Here is an 18,501-nt window from a genome sequence, read left to right as displayed (position 1 = left end):
ATGTTATAAATAAAGCCTAAGATGTTTGAACAAGGTTGGTATTCAAAAGCAACACAAATTTTAAGTGAAAATTTTAACCAACGTCCAACTAACGTTGAAGTTGATTTGGTAGTTGTGCATTGTATAAGTTTGCCAGAAGGTCAGTACAATAATTCCAACGTTGAGAAACTATTTACAAATATTTTAGACTGTAGTATAGATGTTAGTTTTGAAAGTCTTAGAGATATAAAAGTTTCTGCGCATTTTTATATCAAGCGAGATGGTGAAATTTTTCAGTTTGTTGCTGTAGATGATAGAGCTTGGCATGCAGGAGTTAGTAGTTATAATGGTAGAGAAAATTGTAATGATTTTTCTATAGGTATAGAGCTACAAGGTACGGATAAGTCAGCATACACAACAGAACAATACATCTCTTTAAATCTTTTATTGAAAGATTTGAAAGAAAGCTATCCAACTTTGAAGGATATAGTAGGACACCAAGAGATAGCGCCACAACGAAAAACCGATCCTGGTAGATGTTTTGATTGGAGCAAAGTAGTTTTTTAAATGTACTATTTTAAATGCTAACAGTTTTACAAGTTAGAATAATAATATTCCATAGCATTTTGATAAAGGTTAGCAATTGTGTCAGAGTTTTGTTTACTAATTTCTTTTATGAGATCTAGATTCTTTACCAAATCTTTGTAGTCAGATATTTGTGTTGTAACAGCTTTATTTTTATCATATTGATTTGTAAGAAAATGGAATTCCTGTTTCTTTCCTAGTAGTTCATATAGTTGCTTATATTTAACTATAGTATTTTCTAAGCTTCTAACAGAATAGTTAAAATCAGACATTGCAAACTGTTTGTAATTATTTATTTCTGCATCATCGCAAGTTTTTTGATCATTATTTTTACAGTCTTTTGTTTTTTGCGTATATGTTTCAATGTAACCTATGGTACTGTCAAAAGAGCCAAACTGCCACTCAACAGTATTAATCAGTCCCTGAATGACTTGGGATTTTTGATATTTACTGATGGTTGAATTGACTATACATAAAATACCTAGCAAAGTTATGATGATGATAGTTAATTTTTCGTTTAAAAGTTTCCATAAAGTTTTCATATTTTTTTCCTTTTATTCAATAATAGCTTTATCACCATAACTTTCTAGCCAGTCACGGCGGTCTTTGGCTCTTTTTTTTGCTAAAAGCATGTCTAGGGTCTCACTATCTTTGTGTGTATCTGAAATTGTAAGTTGTATTAGTCTTCTTGAAGATATATCCATTGTTGATTCCCTTAACTGAGTAGGGTTCATCTCTCCTAGACCTTTAAAACGCATTATATTTACTTTATTGTTAGTTTTAGCATGCTGAGAAAGTATGGAGTCTCTTTCAAGCTCATCTAAGGCATAAAAAGTATTTTTACCAATATCTATCCTAAATAGAGGCGGTTGAGCAATGTATATATGACCATTTTCTATGAGCTTTCTAAAATGTTTTAGAAACATAGCACATAATAAAGTAGCAATATGTAAACCATCAGAATCAGCATCAGCAAGGATACAAACTTTATTGTATCTTAGCCCAGAAATATCATCACTGTCAGGATCAACACCAATAGCTGTAGCTATATTATGGACTTCTTGAGAGTTCATAATTGAATCAGCATCTAGTTCCCAGCTATTTAGGATTTTCCCTTTAAGAGGCATTACAGCTTGAAAATTTTTATCACGAGCTTGCTTTGCTGATCCTCCCGCTGAATCTCCTTCAACTATAAAAAGTTCTGTGGAGTTTATATCTGAGCTAATACAATCAGTAAGTTTGCCTGGTAAACGAATAGAAGTATTCATAATGCGCTTACGAGTCGTTTTTTTATCAGCATTAATTCTTTTTTGGGCTATTTTGTTAATATTTTCGATTATCTCGCGAGCTTCATTGGGGTGTTGATTAAGCCAAATTGTAAGTATGTCCCTCACTGTAGTTGCTACAAAAGAGGTTACATCTTTATTTGACAGTTTTTCTTTTGTTTGTCCAGAGAATTGAGGATTTGGAATTTTTACAGATATTACATAGTTTAGTTGAGCAAAAGAATCATTAGCAGTTATTTTTACATTTTTTAGACCCAAAGAGTTCTTTTCTACATAAGTTCTAATAGCATCGTATATTCCATTTTTTAATCCTGCAACGTGAGTACCATCTTGTGGAGTTGGAATTAGGTTTACGTAACTATTTTTTATATATTCTATGGGAGAGTCACACCAGCAAAAAACAGCATCTATGTAAGACTCACTATTTGAAAAATTATCTATAAAAAATGGTTCTAAAGGTAAGGTATCCGTACCAAGCTTATGATCTAAGTAACCTTTTAAACCTGTATTGAAATGCCAAGTATGATTTTCTTTTTTTTGCTCGTTAGAGTATTTAATAGTAAGACCCTTACAAAGTATAGCTTTGGCTTCAAGTAGGTTTTTTAGTGCTTTTAAATTAACCTTAGTGTCATCGAAATACTTTTTATTAGGCCAAAATCTGACTTTTGTACCAGTATTTTTTTTACCAACAGAACCTATAACTTCTAGATCTTTTGTCTTAAAACCATCTTCAAAGAAGATGCTATAAATTTTACCATCTCTTTTTACTTCTGCTTCTAGGCGATTTGATAAAGCGTTTACTACCGATACACCTACACCATGCAAGCCACCCGAATGAGTATAGTTTTTATTATTAAATTTACCACCGGAATGAAGTTTTGTCATAATAAGTTCAACCCCTGATATTTTATGTTCAGGATGTATATCTACAGGCATGCCACGGCCATTGTCAATAACTTCGATACTGTTATCACTATAGATAGTCACTTGGATATTATCCGCAAAACCGGCAAGCACCTCATCGATACTATTATCCACGATTTCTTGAACAAGGTGGTTTGGGTTTTCTGTATTTGTGTACATACCTGGTCTTTTTTTAACGGGGTCAAGACCAGTCAGCACTTCTATAGATTTAGCATTATAGTTTTGCATAATATTTATTATAAGATATATATTCTAAAATTAACTAATACACATAGTAATTATTTTTTTAAGAAATAACAACTATAAGGTAAAAATATAGCAAGACCAATAGTGGGTAATATTATGAACGCAAACGATAAAACAAACTCACTTCCTAAGCCAATTTGACTCATAATGGCTGTAGTTATGGAGGCTATTCCCATTTGCATAAATCCCATAATTGATGATGCTGCACCAGCTGTTGAAGAGAAGTTTTCTAAAGCTATAGGAGTCAGTAGTGGCACACTAAAAGAAACTCCAGTAAATGTTAGTGACAGTATCGCTGTTAAAGCTAATGAAAGCTCTATGTCAGTTAGTTCTCTAAATGCATAAACACATAAAATTCCAGAGATAAGTGTACAAAGCATGCCGAAGTTGACTAAATACTTGTAAGCTATTATACGGCTTATCTTAGCACATACAAGTGAGCCAGAAACCACAGCTACAACTATTAATGTAAGTAAATATAAGAAGCTAAATTTATCAAGCTTAAGAATGTTTAAAAAAATATCGGGAGCTTCTATTAAGCAAGCATAAATGACACTAATGTTAATACCTAACACAAATGTTGCGAAAAAAAATTGATGATCTTTAAAGAGAGATAAATAGTTTACAATTAGATATTTTGGTTTTAATGCATTTATATTTTTTTTTCTTATAGTCTCAGGGAAAAATAAAGCAACGTTTATAAATAAAAAACTAGATGCTACAAGGAGTATCCAAAAGATTAGTACCGGTGTTAGGAATACCCCTAATATTGCCCCAACAGCAGGTGCCAAAACGAAAGCAATATTCATGATGGCAAAGATATATCCTTGCTCTTTTAGTTCAAAAGCATCCTTTACAGCAACAGTAGCTATTACTCCACCAGCAGCAGCCCCAAAGCCTTGTAGTAACCTTGCATAGATTAAATTTTCTACACTATCAACAAATATGCATATTATAGAGCTGAATATAAAAAAAATAGCTCCAGTGAGGATTAAGGGTTTACGACCATATCTATCAGATAAAGGTCCATATAATACTTGGCTAATAGAATAGCCTAGTAAATATGAGGTTATAGTAAGTTGCACATGTGAATAGTCAGTAGCAAGAATTTTTTTTAGCTCAGGCAACACAGGGGCGTAGATAGTATCACCAAATGGTCCTAATGAGACCATCAAAATAAGTATGAGTAAAGACGGTTTTGTTATTTTATACATTTACCCCTACTTATTTCTGCTAAAATCACCAATTATTACGTTAATTTTTAAACCTTTTGTTTGAGGTTTATTTTTATCAATCCCATTACTTCCAACAGTAAGTTCTTTAGTTTTTACTGGATAAATTTGCTTGATCTCTGTGCCTCTATCAACTTTGTAATCGCTAAGTATACTATCATATATAACTTTATCGCTATATGCATCTACTAAATATATAGTTCCATCTTCAGCTTGTATAATGATTCCTTCTTCGGTTGGAATTAGCTGCCCAGAAATCCCATAGTCAAAAATTTTACTTTCAGGAGTTAATTTAAACCTACCCAAATATTCACCATTTAGAGAGTTAAAGAAGTGTAGGTATCCTTGGTAATCTGCTACAACAATTAAGCCTTTGTAATACACTGGTCCAGTGATTTTACGCCATTTAAGTATGTCTTGGGTCCATACTGTGTCACCATTTTGGATGTCAAAAGCTTTTAGTGAGCTGTCATCTTGGCTGGTAAAAATTATTCCATCATTAATAGCTACGTTATTAATTACAGAAGATTTTTTTGCCCATAACATTTTACCATTATCTTTATCTAGAGCTACTATTGCTCCTTGATACGAGGCAAATATCAGGTAGTCATCATATAGCATAGGATTAGCAGTTATATCGACCATTTTGTCTGCAGGTGAAGAACCATGAGCTATAGCAATAGGAATATTAATAGTTCTATCCCCCTCTTCGGTCGTAAAACCAAGAACAGTACCAAAAGCCGAGCCAATCATAACGGTATTATTAAGAACTATAGGAGAGGAGTTGGTTGGCAAGGTGATTTCTGGAATATTATTAAGAGCACTCCACTTTTTTTCACCATTTTTTGCATCAAATGCAGACACAGAACCATCATGCGTGTAAGTATATATAATACTGTCATAGATGGTTGGTTGAGATAATAGACTACTTGGCATTTGCGTATGCCATAATGTTGAACCGTCTTTTGTATCAAGAGCGATTAAGTCGCCTTTTATTGAGCCCAATATTATAGCGTTGGCTATATCATTTGGTTGAGCTGATAAGCTCATATCAATATCTTTTTGCCAAATTATTTCACCATTTTTAATATTTAGAGCATATACTAGTCCATTTTCATTAGGGACAAATATTGATTCGTTAGTATATGTTGGTGCAAGATCATAGTTGCCCATTCCGCCATTGCCATTACCTGTTTTTGTTTGCCATTTTACTTTTATATGGGTTTGTTGAGGAGGCTTTTCTTCTAAAGGTGTGGGTGGTGGTACATTACTTTTTGAGCAGCTAGTAATTAAGATAGTCAATATTAAAAGAATAATAAAGTAGTTAATATTTAATAACCTATTCATAGTTAGTTTGAATTATTTATAAATTGAGTGATTATTTGTTTAAACTCTGGTGTGGTATTAGGGTCTTGAGTAGCTTTTTGCCAAATCTCAATAGCTTTTGTTGTATTACCCTTTTGCTTATATGCTTGGCCTAATAACATTAGAGGATAAGCACTATTTTGTAAATATTTTAAACTATTAAGGGTTTCTATAGCTTTATCTGATTGGTTGGTTTCTATGTAAAGTTTAGCTAATCTGGTTTTTGTAATATCTGTTAAGCTGTCTTTAGGGTTAGCATTAGCACTTTTTAGTAGAGCGTCAATAGCCTTTTTATAATCAGTAGCGCTAATCTCTTTTTTAGGATTTAATTTAGTTGATGTAATATATATATTTGCTATATTCCAACTTGCAAATATACCAAAACTCGTAGTTGGATAGATGTTTACTACACTTTCAAAACTAGCTATTTTAGTGTCTATAGGGTTGTCTGGATTTTCGCTTGTTATAAGTGCTTTTTGGTAACTTTCAGAGGCTTCTAGCATTTTCTGGTTATCCCCAGAATTATAAAACTGAAATATCGTAATACAAATAATAGCAACAATAATCACGCCAGCAATAGTGTATAAAGCTTGAGCTTGTTTTCTAGATAGATTTTTAATCTTCATTAGTTTAACTTCTTGTAAATTAGTAAACTTACAATATCTTATCATAAAAACAAGCTTGTTGTTAGTTCCTTAATGCCCCTAATAAAAAGAATAGCATATAATGTCAAGGTATTTTGTGTTAGAATAGGGAGTGTTTTTCCAATTGATTAAATTATTTTAGAAAATTTTAAAAATAAGTATGGCATTAATATCTTTAGCGATTGATTATAAAAAATCTCCCATAGAAGTACGCAGTGAGTTTTCATTATCTGGGTATGATGTAAGAGAGTTGTACAGCTCCATACTTGCTATAGATGATGTTTGTTACGCTGTTATTTTATCAACATGTAATCGTACAGAAATTTATCTTGAAATATCTAATTTAATAGTTGTCGATGCTATTTTGGTATGGTGGCAAAATTATGTCAGAGATTCAAAATACGCTCTTAAAGATTACTTTAAACTAAGACAAGGTACAGAAGTTATAAGACATCTAATGAAGCTTGCTTGTGGCTTAGAATCAATGGTTTTAGGTGAGCCACAAATATTAGGACAGGTTAAAGACTCTTATACGCAGAGTAAACAAAATCGTGCTTTAGGCAAAGAGTTAGATAGGGTGTTTCAAAAAGTTTTTGCTACAGCTAAAAAAGTTCGTAGTGAAACAAGAATTGGGCATTGTCCAGTTTCAGTAGCTTTTTCAGCTATTTCTTTGGCTAAAAAACAACTAGATAGTATTTCAACCAAAAATGTTTTGATTATAGGGGCTGGTCAAACAGGAGAACTCTTATTTAGACATGTTACAGCTTTAGCTCCAAAACATATTATGCTTGCTAATAGAAGTTTGGACAAGGCACAAAAGATCACCAGAACCTTTGCTAATGCTACAGCACATACTTTAGCTCAGTTGCCAGAGTTGCTTAAAGAAGCTGATATAGCCATTGCTGCAGTTACTGTGAAAGACTATATTGTTACACCAGTATATTTAGATTTTAAACCAAGAGTTTTTGTCGATATATCAATCCCTAGAGCTATAGATCCTACTGTCGGAAGTATTGGACAAAACGTATATTATTGTGTTGATGATATACATGCAGTCATGGAAGAAGGTAAAGATAAGCGTAAACTTGAAAGTACAAGAGCTCATAAGATTATAGTTAAATCTTTAGAGGAGTATTTAGAAAAAGAAAAAGCTATTATATCTAATACAGCAATTAAAGAACTTTTTGATAAAGCTGATGATATGGTTGATATGTCACTAGAAAGAAGTTTATCTAAAATTAGAAATGGTAAAGATGCTGAAGAGATAATAAAAAGATTTGCATATGAGATTAAGAAAAAAGTTTTACATTATCCAGTTATGGGAATGAAAGAGGCATCAAAAGAAGGTAGAAAAGATTGTCTTGTATGTATGAAACGAATGTTTGGTTTAAACATGGAAAAATAAATGAAAGATTCTATAAAATCAAAATTACAAAGCCTTGTAGAAAGGCATGAGGAAGTAAGAGCGTTACTTAGTGATGCTGGTGTTATTTCCAACCAAAACAAATTTAGAGATTTATCAAAAGAATACTCTAGTTTAGAGCCAGTTGTTAATGCTTTTAAAGAATATTCTCAAGCACAAGAAGATAAGCAAGCAGCTCAAGAGATGCTAAATGAGAAAGATCAAGACTTGGTTGAGATGGCAAAAGAGGAATTAAAACTTGCTGAAACTAAAATCATAGAGCTTGAGAAAGACCTACAGATCTTACTGTTGCCACGTGATCCTAATGATGATGCTAACGTATTTTTAGAAATAAGAGCAGGTACTGGTGGTGATGAGGCTTCTATATTTTCTGGAGATTTGTTTAGGATGTATTCTAAATACGCTGAGCAAAAAGGCTGGAAAATAGAAGTTGTGTCAGCTAGTGAAGGTGAGCATGGTGGCTATAAAGAAATAATTACAAAGATAAATGGTGAAGGTGTGTACTCACAGCTTAAATTTGAGTCTGGGGCTCATAGAGTGCAACGTGTTCCAGCTACTGAGTCACAAGGTAGAATCCATACTTCAGCATGTACTGTAGCTGTTATGCCAGAGGTTGATGAGGTTGAAGGTATTGATATTAACCCGGCGGATTTGAAAGTTGATACTTTTAGAGCATCAGGAGCAGGAGGTCAGCACGTTAACAAAACTGATTCTGCGATTAGGATAACACATATTCCAACAGGTGTTGTTGTTGAATGCCAGGATCAGCGTTCACAGCATAAAAACCGTGCAGCTGCTATGTCGATGCTAAAATCTAAGCTTTTACAAGCTGAGATAGATAAACAACAAAAAGAACAGTCAGATACGCGCAGAAATCTAGTTGGTAGCGGTGATAGGTCAGAGAGAATTAGAACTTATAACTACCCTCAAGGAAGGATTACTGATCATCGTATTAACCTTACATTGTATAAACTTGATGAAGTCATGGAGGGTTATTTAGACAGTATAGTTCAACCATTAGTTTTAGAGCATCAAGCTGATCTTTTAGCTACTATGTCAGATGAGTAGTAATCTAACAATTTCTAATCTAATAAAAACAAATCTAACGAAGTTTAAATTTAGTGATACTGCTACAGCTAAATTTGACATTCAGGCTATAGTTTGCGAAATCTTAGGTGTAAATAAGACTTATTTGTATATGTACCCAGAGCAAACTTTAGGTGATCAACAAACTAAAGAAATTGAGCAAAATATTTCACGATTAAGCCAAGGTGAGCCATTAGCTTATATATTAGGATATAAATACTTTTGGAAACAAAAATTATTTGTAACTAAAGATACACTTATCCCTAGAGCAGATACCGAAGTTTTAGTTGAAGCGATTTTGAGTGATATTAATAAACCAGTCATTCCGGACACTGATCTGGAATCTCTTGACTATAAGTTTCGTGTTAAATTGAAAATATTAGATTTAGGTACAGGTACAGGGGCAATAGCTTTGGCGCTGGCTAGTGAATTACCAAATAGTCAAATAATTGCTGTAGACTTCTCTAAAGAGACTTTAGAAATTGCTCAAAAAAATGCTGTAGTAAATAATATAGCTAACGTTAAATTTATGCAAAGTAATTGGTATCAAGCTTTAGGATTAGAAAAATTTGATATTATAGTTTCAAACCCACCATATATTGATTTTGCTGATAGTTATATTGATCATGAAGTGAAAGCTTATGAACCTAAATCAGCACTTTTTGCTGGCGATGAGGGGTTAGCTGATATAAAAATTATAGTTACTCAAGCTGCTAGATTTTTAGTACCAAAAGGGAGGATATATCTAGAACATGGATTCTCTCAAGCAGAAGCAGTAGTAGGATTGTTACAAGAAAATAACTTTTCAAATATTCAGACCATCAAAGATTTGAATAATAAGGATAGGTGTACAGTTGGGCAGAATTTATAAAGTTTTATATAAAAATTTAGATTTGTATATACTAAGCTTAGTTTTCAAAAATCCTTATTCTTCCAGATTTTCAATTACTTCAACTGGTAAAAAATTTGTTTGACATCTAACTCCGCCATGCTCTTCTTCAAAATATTCCATGGTTCTATGAGCGTTTCTACCATTATAATTGACAAAATATGGCTCAATACCAAATTTTTTGATCAACTTTGAAAAATATAGTTTATGATTTTCGTGAGGTGAGTCCATAGTTACATATAAATAGGTCTGTTTTTTAGGGCTATAAACATCAAACCCATTGACGAATGATGATTCTATATAGTCTCCATTCCAGGTTTCTAATGTCCAGTTTTCAGAAGCACAATGTGGCTTATAATTCATAGTAAGAAATGCTTCCTCAGCTTTAAAATTATTTTTATGTAGAATATTTATGATTTCTTCTACTTTACGCTCTTTGTCACTTAACAATTGTTTTGATCTTGAATGCGTTTTTAAATAATAAAATAATCCTGGTTTAAATTCCTTATACCAATTTATATCATAAGAGTTTACTAAAAAAGTACCTTTACCTATAAATGACATTTGTAAATCTAAATGATAAGCTAAATTGGGTAGTATGACGATATTATTTGTCTTAAAGATCTTCTTGTATTTTAATATAATCTCATTTTCTGTTTTATCTATTTTTTTATTTGCAGATATTTGTCTTTCAAACGAAATAATTTGCTCCCCTAAGAAAACATATTTTTGACCAAGGGTGTTATTTACGCAAAAAATATTTCCTCCTTCTGCTGCTCTATTTGTTGGTTTTATTTGGATACCATTGTTGGTAGGAGTGTCTAAAAATCTTAGGTTATTATCTTTCATACCAGGTATTACATTATGCATATCTGCAAGATAATCAATTTTTTTAGGATTGTATAAGTTTGTTTTAAAGCTACTTTCTTTAGCATAATCGCTATTCTTATTTCGAAGGTAAATTGTGCTACTATTCTCAAAAAAATAATCTCTAACCCAAACGTCTACCTCACCCTTAGCGTTTCTATGAAGTATTTGAAATGGAATGTCGTTTTCTTCACATAATCCATATAGGTCATATAAATATGAACTTTGCGCAGAAAAAACAAGAGTTTTCTGGTTATTATCGTTGGTATATAGAGATCCTTTTTTATTAGCTAAAAGAGGTTGCTTGTCATAAGGGTTATTATGATACTCTTTAAAGAGATTAGATGAGAGAAGTTCACGTACGGTTAAATTTTGGGTTTTAGAAAAGTTACGGATAATCTTACCTAATCGCCCATCTCTCAAAGCCTGAATCTCGTTCGGTTGAAAAATAATGTCTTTTCCTTCTGTAAAAAGAATGAAATTATTAAAAGCATCTTTTTTGGTATCTCGGCTTATTCCCGTATTAAATAAATCAGACCTTCTATGTTCGCGTGTAGCATTAGGCCCATTAAAACGTATTAATCTATAATTATCGAGTGCATTTATAAATTCTTGATATTGATTCTGTGATATAGGCATATTTACTACCAAATTTTATAATTTTTGACACACTTTTAGTTTATATTAATAGGCTTGGAATTAAAATATCAACCTATCTAGTAAATTTGGTAAGTAGTAGAGATTTTTGATGGTTGATTGGTTTACTAGACAAAATGTCTATATATTAAGAAATGTTTGTTTAAACTATATTTTAGTAGTGCAAATTCATGCTCACAGCTTTGCTAAAGTTCTTTTAAGTTGTATGTAATATAGTCAGATTCTGACTTACTGTGTGATTCTTAACTCATATCTTTTTATACAACATTATATATGCGTGTTTTCTTAGTCCTATTTCTTTATTTTCGTTTAAGATTATTACTTTTTCATCATTAATCTTATACATGTTAGGGTAGTTTTTAAGTGAAACTAAATAGTAATGTCCACTTGTAAGTTGATTTCCTTCATGAATAATATAGGCTACTAGTTTATAACGATTATGGTTTTGTATTGTTAGCTCGTTTTCTATGTCGATACTATCATTTATTTTGTATGCCCCCGTATTCTCATTATACCCAAATCTCTTTAGGTGAATAATCAAATAACTACTAGTACTGACAAGTTTCCTTATTTCAACCCCCTTGGCACACCTATATTTTTTTTCGTTCTCAATCGAATAATTATCATCACCTGCTGTGCTCATACAAGCATAACATACGGGATTATCGAGAGGTGATTCCTCTAGCTGTGCTTTTTCTATTAGTTTCTTTAACGATGGGTTATATTGTTTCTGAATTTCCTCTTTATTAAGACTTATCTCCAGCATGTTTGAATCATCATTACGACAGTATTGTAGAGCAGTTGCATGCTTCCAGCAGCTAGTGATTTTTTTTTGCACTTCGTATGAAATTTGAAATCTAGGCAACAATGAGTCTCTATACTTATTTGATTCTATTAGACACTGCAAAAATGCCGCCGCATCCTGCTGTGAATAATTTTCATTTAACGTTTGGTCTTCAGGACACCAAAAATCTGATACTAAAGCACTTAAACTCTTTCTTGAAGAAAAAGATGGGAAATTGAAAATATTGTCAGCAGATTCATTTATATGGTCTAATAGCTGTAAAGATGAGTTTATGTAACAAGTGTTATAAACGTTGTGTAATGGTGTGAAAAAATTACTTTTTCTATTAAAGTGGTGGGAAGCAAGATGATTAAAAGAAACTTGAGATGAATTATAGCGTGGACCAGAGGCCTTCTGCAGCTTTGTATTTACATAATTAAGCGCACTATTAATGGTTTTGTAAAACTCCGATTTATTTAAATCTTTAGGTATATTTTTTATCGTGCTATATTCGTTTTTATTCCAACGCTCAGAAATGCTACCTTTTACTTTGGTTTTGGAATATGACATTGCAGATTCAAATATGTCCTTTTGCTGTTGCAAAATGCTTTGCATATCATTTATATTGGTTGATCTTTCTATTTCTTCATAAACCTTTTTTAGGCGATTTATATGGTTTCTACCTTTAAGATATAGCCATATATTTCGAGACTTTGAGGTATTATTAGGGTTAGTTTTTAAGTATCCTTCTAATATTTTCAAAATATTTGTTTTAGTATCTTTAGTTTCCCTAATATCTTTGGCGCTATTTCGTTTTTTACAAGTAACATAGTTTTGGTCACTACTTTCAGCTTTAAATGAGGTTTTACTAGAGTCTATACTTTTGTCCCTAAGCTCAAGATGTTCTTCAAACAGCTCATTCATTTCCTCATTAGAGAAATCGTAGTTAGTGAAATTTTCAGAGGTTTGATATTTGTAAACAGAGTATATTTTTAAGTCACCTGTAGGAGGATCATTATCTTTGCCAAAATTTGAATATAAATTTACCTGATTTTGGTTGTTGGTGTCTTTGTCATCTATATGACCAAAAACGTTTATAATTTTAGGGTTAACAAATTTAGTATTCGTTAGACTACAACATACGAAGTTGTGGAGACGAGTAACCATTATCCACTTGCTAGTAAATGATTGATTACTATTAATGACAAAGTCTTGGAAATAATTATTGATGCCAATTATCGTACCACTTAGTTTTTTATTTGTTGGAGCAAACTTAATTTTCCTAATTGCCTCAAAATTGCAGGGAGCATGAGAGTAAACTATTTCGTTGTCTCCTATAGTTTCATATTCCATAACTTTTAAATGTGGTAAGTAAGCTGTAGCATAATTCTCTAGGAATGTATCTTCATATTGTTCAGATTGAGGTATTGAATCTAAATCATAAGACTTAGGGATGGAACGAGGCTTTATGCACCCTTTTAGTAAATCAATAAACTTCTCATCATGATTTGAAAGACATATCGTATAATCGATTCTAGATTCTTTCATTTTTCCGAAAACCAACAGAGTCATATAGTCGGAATTTCCTCTATCAGCCAAAATAGCACCAATAAAAACTAATTTTACTTGTTTAATGCGACTGGCATCAAATCGAATTTTATTTAGGTGAGTTTGAAAGGTAAGGTAGTTTTTACTGTAATAAGCAGACTTTAAACTATCATATATACTTTGTAGGTTATGCTGCTGCAAATCTATAACACCGATTTCAATGAGAAATCTAATTGCTTTTAATGCATTTCCATGTAAATCTCCAATAGCAAATGTAGCTTTATAACCAGGTTCTATTTTGAAGTTTTCATCTAATTCTTTTTTTATTTGTTCTATATCGATTACATTTAAATTTTTATATTCAGCATAATACTTCTTATACTCTATCATTTTAATACCTTATTCTTATTTTTGGTTTGAGTTATAAGACACTGTTGCAACTTAAAAGTTAAACAAGTGCTTATAAACAGCTCTTTTGGTTAAATTTAATTTTCACCGAAGGAAATGGTTTTTAAGTGAAATAACTTAATTTCAGTATATATTTTTATTAGTATAACTAAATTATAACATATATTAATTATTTACAAATATATTAAATATTTTTATTTAATATATTTGTAAAAAAACTCATTCTAAAGTGGTATTGAGTTATTAAAGTAATTTAGAGCAGTTGAAAGCATCAATAATTAATTAGAAGTGTTCATAGTAAAAGCTTATATCAAATTAAATCAGCCCTATGAATCTTTATTGAGTTATAAAGGCATTTTTTATCCAATTGACATCATTGTTATTTATAGTAATTACATCAAACCGGCACTCATAATTTTCATACTTTGAATTTCTCTTTAGAAAAATATTGGCAGTGTTTATAAGCTTTTTTCGTTTAGAATAAGTTATCATCTCTTCAGCTTTAGCAAAAGTTGTAGCGCTTCTATATTTGACTTCAATAAAAATAAGTGTGTTTTTGTCTAATGCAATAATGTCAATTTCACCATAAGGCAAAACTTTGAAATTTTGCACTAAAATTTGCAGACCTTGAGACTTTAAAAATTTACAGGCTTCTAATTCTGCTTTATTACCAATTTTTGTGGTTTCTTTCATGTTTGTAGTTACTTGTAGTGACAGCACATTGTGATGTCTTTGATAGTAAATTTAGGTTTTGACAGATCAGCGAATTGGTCACTACACTAAGGATTAAATTTCTTAATTGTTAATTCCACTATGTCTTAGTAATGCCTCTTCACTAGGTTTTCTACCCATAAATGCCATAAAATTATCCATAGCATCACGAGATGATCCTTTTGAAATAATATTCTCTAGTAATTCTTGTCCGACTTTATCGTTTAAAATACCTTCTTTTTCAAAGCGGGAAAAAACATCAGAAGAGAGGATTTCTGCCCATTTGTAGCTATAGTATCCAGCTGCATATCCACCAGCAAAAATGTGTGAAAAACTATTTTGGAATTTATTATAATTTGGCACTGGAAGTAGATCTATTTTTTTACGAACAGCATCTAGCTCTGCTTGTACCATATCTACGCTAGTTAGTTTTTTAAAGTGAATATTCATATCAAAAATACCAAACTCTAGTTGTCGAACCATCATTAATGCTGAATGAAAATGTCTTGTTCCAACGAGTTTACTTATTTGCTCTTTAGAGAGATTTTTACCATCACGTGAGCCTGAGATTAAATTTAGTCCTTCTTCACACCAACAGAAGTTTTCCATAAATTGGCTTGGAAGCTCTACAGCATCCCATTCAACACCATTTGTCCCAGATATTGAAGGAATACTAACTTTTGATAAAATATGATGTAAAGCATGACCAAATTCATGAAATAATGTAACAACATCGTTATGAGTTAGGTTAGCACCTTGTTTAGATGGTGGTAGAAAGTTACAAGTTACATAAGCAACAGGATTTTGTGTTTTACCGTCAGGTTTTATAAACGCTGTACGAGAGCCATCCATCCAAGCACCACCACGTTTATTATCTCTAGCAAATAAGTCACAAATTATACTACCTATATATTTTTCATTTTTGAAAAAATCAAAAGTTTGTTGTTCAGGAATGTATTTTTTATAAGAAGTATTTTCTTTTATCTCTAAACCGTATATGGAATTAAGGATTTTAAATAAACCAAGTTGTGCTTTTTCCAGAGGGAAATATTCTCTTAGCTCTTCGGCTGTGAAATCATATTTAGCTTTTTTAAGTTTCTCAGCGTAGTATGCTGTATCCCAAGGTTTTAGTTCATCTTTTAAACCATTTTCTTTAGCGAAGGTACATAACTCTTCTAACTCTTTCTTTGCTTGTAGTTTTGATTTGTCTAAAAGTTTATTTAAAAGTTCTAAAACTTGTTCTGGGGTTTCAGCCATCTTTGTAAAAAGTGAATATTCAGCATAATTATTAAAACCTAATATTTGTGATTTTTCGATACGTAATTTTAGGATTTTTTCAATAGTTTCATCATTATCAAAGCTAATATTATCAGCCTCTTTAGAGGCTTTTGTCGAGTATGCCTTATAGAATATTTCTCGTAAATCTCTCTTATCAGCTTGTTGCATTACTGCTAAATACGTTGGGATATCTATGCCAAGAGCATATTTTGAGTTTAATTTTTTTTGTTTAGCTTTATCCTTAGCCGCTTGAATAGTATTTTTTGGCAATCCACTTAAGTCGTTGTCATTATCGGTAGTGTAAGTCCAGTCCATAGTAGCATCTAAAACATTATTTTCAAATTTGCTAGCTAGTTGGGCTAACTCTTCTGATATTTCTAGTAGTCTTTGTCTTTTAGCTTCTTCAAGGTTTACGCCTGACATTTCAAAACCAACAATAGCTTTACGTACAGCTTGTGCTTGCTCGGAATTTAAATCTTGATTTTGTACTTTCTGATAAAAGCTTAGTAATTCTTTATTTTGTCCTACTTTTGTATAAAAGTTTGTAAGTTTGGTTACAGCATATTCATAGCTTTCTCGTAATTCTTTAGTATTACATACAGCATTCATATGAGAAATTGTTGAAAAGACTTGGGTGATTTTTTCATCGTCTTCTTCTAGCTTTAAAATAGTTTCCCAACTTATATTTTTAACTTTCAAAGTATTTTTTAGATTAGTTTGAGCTTGTTCTATAGCAGTATCTATAGCTGGTTTTACTTCTGGTTCTTTAAAATTAGCTAAATCTGGTAAGCTAGAGTGTTCTAGTATTGAATTCATAATTACCTCAAAATTTTTTTAAACATTAATATATGCTACAATATTATATAAGATCTATCTTAGCATACATCAAGGTTTTATTTATGATGAGTTTACAAGAAGATAAAATTACAGCCCCAATTTTTTTCAAAGAATATATAAATGGCTTTTTTAAACTTAATATAGGTGAATATAACTATCCACTGATTTTATCTGCTAATAAGATGATAGAGTATGATGAAAAGATAACTTCGATTAATGATATTAAGAAATCTCATTTAAAGTTGATACTTAAAGCTGATCCAGAGATTGTAATTTTAGGTACAGGTAATAAGCAGGTGATACCGTCTATAGAAATTATAAATGAACTAGCAAAGTCTGGTAAAAGCGTTGATTTTATGGCTAGTGACATTGCTTGTAAAACTTATAACTTACTTGTTAACGAAAACCGCAATGTAAGCTGTATAATTATTTAAAGAACTATTTTTTTTTTTAAATATAAGTGTTACAATTGGATTGGTTATGTGTAAATTGTAAGTGTAATACTCAAAGGAGAAATATTATGAAAAAAGTAATTAAGTTGGGAGTTTTTTCTCTATCAGTTATGGCGTTAGCAGGTTGTTCTACACTTGGGTCAGATAGTCCAAGTGCTACTGCTAACCAAGATAAAGATAAAGCTCCAGAAGTAAGCTCATCAAGTACAGCTCCTACTGCAAAAGTAAGCTTAAAACAGAGCTCACAAGATAAAATTGTAGCAATAATAGTTACAAATTATAATAATAATCCAGAAGGTAGTGTTAAGCTACAATGGAAGGCTCCAAGTGATACTAATTGTTATGACACTAGTTTCCCTATCACAAAATATGGTGAGAAGAATGATAAAACTTGGGCATCTGTACAAACTAAGCAAGGTGGTAAGTATTGTAAAGGTACATGGACAGCAAATGTTGTTTATGACAAGCATGTAATCGCTACTGATTCTATTACTATATAATTAGTGTTGTGTAACTTCTTTATAAAAAGTTAAACTTATTATTAAAGACCTTATCGATTAGTTAATTTATTTCATTCTAAAAAATATTTCCTTATAATCTTTTTTCAAAAGCTAATTCTTTTATGTCAAAATGATTATTTTGAAAAATTTAAAGTTTGTAAAGTCTATTAATCGAATGGTGGTTGTAATATAATATAAAACTAAAATAAGAAGTAAAATTTAAACTTAAAACTTAAAACTTAAAACTTAAAACATATAGTGGATAGGTGGGGATGAAGAAAATATTGTTATTTTGTTTGGTGAGTATTGGTTTGGTGAGTTGCAGTACTTACAATTCTTTTATAGATAAGCTTTATAGTCATGATGATGCTGTGTCAGTAAATCCAGATGATACTTTAGAGAATCCAGACCAAGATGGTGAAGCTGTAGCTTATGATACTCCTACAGCTTCCTTAACACTTAAGTATAAACCGGCTACTCATGAGATAGATGCTCGTATGGTTACTAATTGGAACGGAGCTCCTCAAGGCACGGTATATTTAACTTGGTTTGCTCCAAAAGATACTGATTGTTATAGTACATCTTTCCCTATTGCTAAATTTAAAGAAACAGAAGACTATACTGTTGACAGTCAAAGTGTGCTTAGTGATGATAAAATATGTGCAGGTACTTGGAAAGCGGTAGTAGTAAATAAATCTGATAATTCAGAATTAGCTAAAGCTTCTGTGATAATAGGATAATATTCATACTTCTTTTTCAAGACTTATTGTAGTTTAAGTATAATAATTTCCTTTTTTCTA

At 31.4% G+C, this 18,501-nt stretch carries 16 protein-coding genes; 7 read left to right on the top strand and 9 right to left on the bottom strand.

Annotated features, from left to right (window positions below; genetic code table 11):
* The first annotated feature begins 21 nt into the window (after window positions 1–21).
* Window positions 22–546, top strand: coding sequence for a 1,6-anhydro-N-acetylmuramyl-L-alanine amidase AmpD (gene ampD / locus E3E15_RS06410; RefSeq protein WP_172107027.1), 525 nt, complete (start codon window positions 22–24; stop codon window positions 544–546).
* 26 nt (window positions 547–572) lie between these two features.
* Here the strand turns inward: ampD and E3E15_RS06405 are convergent, their stop codons facing one another.
* Genes E3E15_RS06405 through E3E15_RS06385 form a run of 5 tightly spaced genes read right to left on the bottom strand, consistent with a single transcriptional unit; the run spans window position 573 to window position 6,237 of the window.
* Window positions 573–1,106, bottom strand: a complete 534-nt coding sequence (locus tag E3E15_RS06405; RefSeq protein ID WP_172107026.1) for a hypothetical protein — start codon at window positions 1,104–1,106, stop codon at window positions 573–575.
* A gap of 12 nt (window positions 1,107–1,118) precedes the next feature.
* Window positions 1,119–3,002, bottom strand: coding sequence for a DNA topoisomerase IV subunit B (gene parE, locus E3E15_RS06400; RefSeq protein ID WP_172107025.1), 1,884 nt, complete (start codon window positions 3,000–3,002; stop codon window positions 1,119–1,121).
* 50 nt (window positions 3,003–3,052) lie between these two features.
* On the bottom strand, window positions 3,053–4,234 hold the full coding sequence (locus tag E3E15_RS06395) for a multidrug effflux MFS transporter (protein ID WP_172107024.1): 1,182 nt from the start codon (window positions 4,232–4,234) through the stop codon (window positions 3,053–3,055).
* Between the two features lie 6 nt (window positions 4,235–4,240).
* Window positions 4,241–5,599, bottom strand: coding sequence for an outer membrane protein assembly factor BamB (bamB, locus tag E3E15_RS06390; RefSeq protein ID WP_172107023.1), 1,359 nt, complete (start codon window positions 5,597–5,599; stop codon window positions 4,241–4,243).
* 2 nt (window positions 5,600–5,601) lie between these two features.
* Window positions 5,602–6,237, bottom strand: a complete 636-nt coding sequence (locus E3E15_RS06385) for a tetratricopeptide repeat protein (protein ID WP_172107251.1) — start codon at window positions 6,235–6,237, stop codon at window positions 5,602–5,604.
* A 184-nt stretch (window positions 6,238–6,421) separates the two neighbouring features.
* Here E3E15_RS06385 and E3E15_RS06380 point away from each other — a divergent pair, with 184 nt between their 5' ends.
* The 3 genes from E3E15_RS06380 to prmC are packed head-to-tail and all read left to right on the top strand — an operon-like array spanning window position 6,422 to window position 9,641.
* Window positions 6,422–7,666, top strand: coding sequence for a glutamyl-tRNA reductase (locus E3E15_RS06380; RefSeq protein WP_172107022.1), 1,245 nt, complete (start codon window positions 6,422–6,424; stop codon window positions 7,664–7,666).
* The gene (gene prfA / locus E3E15_RS06375) at window positions 7,667–8,752 is read left to right on the top strand and encodes a peptide chain release factor 1 (protein WP_172107021.1); all 1,086 of its coding nucleotides are present in this window, start codon (window positions 7,667–7,669) and stop codon (window positions 8,750–8,752) included. It abuts the gene before it with no gap.
* On the top strand, window positions 8,745–9,641 hold the full coding sequence (gene prmC, locus E3E15_RS06370; RefSeq protein ID WP_172107020.1) for a peptide chain release factor N(5)-glutamine methyltransferase: 897 nt from the start codon (window positions 8,745–8,747) through the stop codon (window positions 9,639–9,641). The genes prfA and prmC overlap by 8 nt, the downstream gene beginning before the upstream one ends.
* 54 nt (window positions 9,642–9,695) lie before the next feature.
* Here the strand turns inward: prmC and E3E15_RS06365 are convergent, their stop codons facing one another.
* From E3E15_RS06365 to E3E15_RS06350, 4 genes are all read right to left on the bottom strand, one after another.
* Window positions 9,696–11,165 (bottom strand): hypothetical protein, encoded by a 1,470-nt coding sequence (locus E3E15_RS06365; RefSeq protein WP_172107019.1) that lies wholly within the window; start codon window positions 11,163–11,165, stop codon window positions 9,696–9,698.
* Between the two features lie 265 nt (window positions 11,166–11,430).
* Window positions 11,431–13,905, bottom strand: a complete 2,475-nt coding sequence (locus E3E15_RS06360; RefSeq protein WP_172107018.1) for a ubiquitin carboxyl-terminal hydrolase — start codon at window positions 13,903–13,905, stop codon at window positions 11,431–11,433.
* A gap of 354 nt (window positions 13,906–14,259) precedes the next feature.
* On the bottom strand, window positions 14,260–14,616 hold the full coding sequence (locus tag E3E15_RS06355) for a YraN family protein (protein WP_172107017.1): 357 nt from the start codon (window positions 14,614–14,616) through the stop codon (window positions 14,260–14,262).
* A 102-nt stretch (window positions 14,617–14,718) separates the two neighbouring features.
* Window positions 14,719–16,728, bottom strand: a complete 2,010-nt coding sequence (locus E3E15_RS06350; protein WP_172107016.1) for a M3 family metallopeptidase — start codon at window positions 16,726–16,728, stop codon at window positions 14,719–14,721.
* An 83-nt stretch (window positions 16,729–16,811) separates the two neighbouring features.
* Between E3E15_RS06350 and E3E15_RS06345 the strand changes: the two genes are divergently transcribed.
* From E3E15_RS06345 to E3E15_RS06335, 3 genes are all read left to right on the top strand, one after another.
* Entirely contained in the window at window positions 16,812–17,183 is a 372-nt protein-coding gene (locus E3E15_RS06345) for an Mth938-like domain-containing protein (protein WP_172107015.1), read from the top strand.
* Window positions 17,184–17,269: 86 nt separating this feature from the next.
* Entirely contained in the window at window positions 17,270–17,701 is a 432-nt protein-coding gene (locus E3E15_RS06340) for a TUL4 family lipoprotein (RefSeq protein WP_172107014.1), read from the top strand.
* Window positions 17,702–17,973: 272 nt separating this feature from the next.
* Window positions 17,974–18,441, top strand: a complete 468-nt coding sequence (locus tag E3E15_RS06335; RefSeq protein WP_035720080.1) for a TUL4 family lipoprotein — start codon at window positions 17,974–17,976, stop codon at window positions 18,439–18,441.
* Window positions 18,442–18,501 lie beyond the last annotated feature (60 nt).

The sequence above is a fragment of the Allofrancisella frigidaquae genome (genome assembly GCF_012222825.1).
In the GTDB taxonomy this organism is placed as follows: domain Bacteria; phylum Pseudomonadota; class Gammaproteobacteria; order Francisellales; family Francisellaceae; genus Francisella; species Francisella frigidaquae.
The sequence above is the reverse complement of the archived record's forward strand: the minus strand, read 5'-3'. Positions and strand labels throughout refer to the sequence as shown.

Bases quoted from the DNA above. Each gene is read 5' to 3' on its own strand.
- ampD (WP_172107027.1), top strand. From the start codon at position 22: ATGTTTGAACAAGGTTGGTATTCAAAAGCAACACAAATTTTAAGTGAA.
- E3E15_RS06405 (WP_172107026.1), bottom strand. From the start codon at position 1,106: ATGAAAACTTTATGGAAACTTTTAAACGAAAAATTAACTATCATCATC.
- parE (WP_172107025.1), bottom strand. From the start codon at position 3,002: ATGCAAAACTATAATGCTAAATCTATAGAAGTGCTGACTGGTCTTGAC.
- E3E15_RS06395 (WP_172107024.1), bottom strand. From the start codon at position 4,234: ATGTATAAAATAACAAAACCGTCTTTACTCATACTTATTTTGATGGTC.
- bamB (WP_172107023.1), bottom strand. From the start codon at position 5,599: ATGAATAGGTTATTAAATATTAACTACTTTATTATTCTTTTAATATTG.
- E3E15_RS06380 (WP_172107022.1), top strand. From the start codon at position 6,422: ATGGCATTAATATCTTTAGCGATTGATTATAAAAAATCTCCCATAGAA.
- prfA (WP_172107021.1), top strand. From the start codon at position 7,667: ATGAAAGATTCTATAAAATCAAAATTACAAAGCCTTGTAGAAAGGCAT.
- prmC (WP_172107020.1), top strand. From the start codon at position 8,745: ATGAGTAGTAATCTAACAATTTCTAATCTAATAAAAACAAATCTAACG.
- E3E15_RS06365 (WP_172107019.1), bottom strand. From the start codon at position 11,165: ATGCCTATATCACAGAATCAATATCAAGAATTTATAAATGCACTCGAT.
- E3E15_RS06360 (WP_172107018.1), bottom strand. From the start codon at position 13,905: ATGATAGAGTATAAGAAGTATTATGCTGAATATAAAAATTTAAATGTA.
- E3E15_RS06355 (WP_172107017.1), bottom strand. From the start codon at position 14,616: ATGAAAGAAACCACAAAAATTGGTAATAAAGCAGAATTAGAAGCCTGT.
- E3E15_RS06350 (WP_172107016.1), bottom strand. From the start codon at position 16,728: ATGAATTCAATACTAGAACACTCTAGCTTACCAGATTTAGCTAATTTT.
- E3E15_RS06345 (WP_172107015.1), top strand. From the start codon at position 16,812: ATGATGAGTTTACAAGAAGATAAAATTACAGCCCCAATTTTTTTCAAA.
- E3E15_RS06340 (WP_172107014.1), top strand. From the start codon at position 17,270: ATGAAAAAAGTAATTAAGTTGGGAGTTTTTTCTCTATCAGTTATGGCG.
- E3E15_RS06335 (WP_035720080.1), top strand. From the start codon at position 17,974: ATGAAGAAAATATTGTTATTTTGTTTGGTGAGTATTGGTTTGGTGAGT.